We start from the raw sequence: 2300 nt of genomic DNA, 5'->3' as shown, positions 1-2300 counted from the left end.
GCGAAATCACTGTGGCGATGGATTTGAGCTCCCCGCCGATGACCTTCCTCGCCGAGGACAACACCACCCCGATTGGCGTGAACCCGGACCTCGCCCGTCTGGTGGCCAAGAAGCTGGGGCTGAAGCTGAAGTTCGAGAACACGGCGTTTGACACGATCATTCCCGGTATTGACAGCGGCCGCTACGACTTCACCGCCACCACCATGTCCGCGACCGAAGAGCGGCTGAAGGTCCTGGACATGATCAACTACCTCAAGGGCGGCTCGGCCGTGGCGGTCCCCCACGGCAACCCGAACAATCTGACCAACGACACGCTCTGTGGCAGGAACATTGGCGTAACCAAGGGCTCCACCCAGCAGCTGAGGCACCTGCCGAACGTCTCGAAGTGGACCTGCGAGGAAAAGGGCCAACCGGCCATCAACGGCGTGACACTGCCCAACATCCAGGAAGCCCTGACGCAGCTGGACTCCAAGCGAATCGACGGCGTCTTCTACGACGCCAGCGCCCTGGCCTGGGCCAACGAGCAGCAGCCCAACCACTTCACCATCCTGGAACCGAGGATGGATACCCGCACGAACACCAACGTCGCCATGGCGCTGAAAAAGGGCTCACCGTTGACACCGGCACTGCAGAAGGCCATCCAGTCCGTCCTGGAAAGCCCGGAATACAAGGAATCGCTGGAGTACTGGGGCCTGGCCGAATCAGCCATCACTGAAGCCGAGATCCGCTAACACCCCCAACCCAGCGGCTCCGGTAATCCATCGTCGCGCCTGCATCATCTAGGGCATGGCGAGGGTCAAACACGTATCCACGCTGCTCACTGGCCCATAGAGCCGGGGAATCCTTGTAGATCCGTCGAGAGCGTGGCATACTAGCTTGTGTAGAACTGTTGAACAGAAGAACAGCAGAGCAGGTAAACCCGGGCTGGCTTCTACCACCACGGTCGCGAATCACAGCAGCTGGCTTCACCCAGGACTTGTTGATTTCCTACATATCGAATTTCCCACTAGCGGCAGGAGCCCAGGACATGAATGTCAGCACCGACTCCGAATTTATCGACGCCGTCGCATCAGAGAGCGGACTCCTTCTGGAACAGTCTCAGCTCGCCGACTCAGCTGTCTTGGAGCTCCTTGAACAGTCCTACGGCCTGAACGGCAACCTGAAACGCATTCCCACTGAGAAAGACGAGACTTTTCGTCTGCAAGACGGAAATGACATGTATCTTGTCAAGCTGTCCACAGCCGATGAGGATCCCCTGATAGTTAACTTGCAGACGGCTTGCATGGAGCATCTGGAACTAAGCGCCCCCGAACTTCCGGTGCAGCGCGTAGTAAAGAGCTTTACAGGGAGTACCGAAGTCCATATTCCGTCACCGCCCGGACCCTTTGACCGGGTGCTTCGGGTGATGCGCTTCATGCCTGGCGAGTTGCTGGCCAATCACGGGGCGTCGGCTGGTCAGCTTCAGTTGGTGGGCTCCAGCCTTGCCCGTCTGGGCGTTGCGTTGCAGGACTTCGATCATCCCCGCGCCGACCGTTTGCTCCTGTGGGACCTGAAGCACTTCCACCGGATGCGGCCGCTTCTTGACTACGTCGATGAGCAGCACAAACGCTCCTTGGCCGAGGACATTTTTGACCGGTTCGACGCGAAGGTGGTTCCGCTGCTGGACACCCTGACCTCTCAGGTTGTGCACGGGGATTTCAGCCCGTTCAATATCCTCGTCGACCCGGACAGCCCGGACTACGTGACCGGGATCATCGACTTCGGAGACGCCGTGCGGACACCGGTGATCTTCGACCTCAGCGTCACCATGGCCAACCTTCTGGGAACAGACCCGTCCAGCCCCTGGGAACACGCACTGCACGTCATGGGTGGCTATCAAAGTATCCATCCGCTGCCCGACCAGGAGTTGGAGGCGTTGATCATCTCAGCCCAGGCCCGCCTGCTCCTGCGCGCCCTCATCACGGGGTGGCGGGCAAGCCAATTGCCGCAAAGACGCGATTACCTGCTCTCCCACTCCAAGCCGGACTGGGACCGGCTCGCCGCCACGGCCGCCGCCCCCGCACCGAAACTGCCTTCCACACCCTGAACCCAGACGCACCAGCCTCAAGGAGAAACCATGGCCAACTCTTCCCAGATCATCCGCAAGCCGTCCAAACCCATGGTCAATGGCTTTGATCCCAACCGCCTTAGCGAGCTCCCGGACCAGATGCAGAAGAGCATCCGACGCCGGGACCAGAGCCTCGGACCCGGATACCGGCTCTTCTACGACACCCCCCTGGAAATCGTTCGCGGCAAGGGCG

At 60.3% G+C, this 2300-nt stretch carries 2 protein-coding genes and 1 pseudogene; all 3 read left to right on the top strand.

Going from position 1 to position 2300, the window contains the following annotated elements; all coding sequences use genetic code 11:
- A partial coding sequence (locus tag AC5RUM_RS21420; protein ID WP_494036841.1) for an ABC transporter substrate-binding protein occupies nt 1–731 on the top strand: 731 nt, incomplete at its 5' end.
- Between the two features lie 296 nt (nt 732–1027).
- A complete protein-coding gene (locus AC5RUM_RS21415) occupies nt 1028–2086 on the top strand; it encodes a phosphotransferase (RefSeq protein ID WP_494036840.1) in 1059 nt (352 codons plus the stop codon).
- Between the two features lie 30 nt (nt 2087–2116).
- Nucleotides 2117–2300: pseudogene (locus AC5RUM_RS21410) on the top strand (aspartate aminotransferase family protein); the annotation flags it as partial.

The organism is Arthrobacter sp. B2060 (genome assembly GCF_059090445.1).
This window is presented reverse-complemented; position numbering and strand designations above follow the sequence as displayed.

What these genes read in the sequence shown, in the direction of transcription:
- AC5RUM_RS21415 (WP_494036840.1), top strand. Translation starts at nt 1,028, where the DNA reads ATGAATGTCAGCACCGACTCCGAATTTATCGACGCCGTCGCATCAGAG.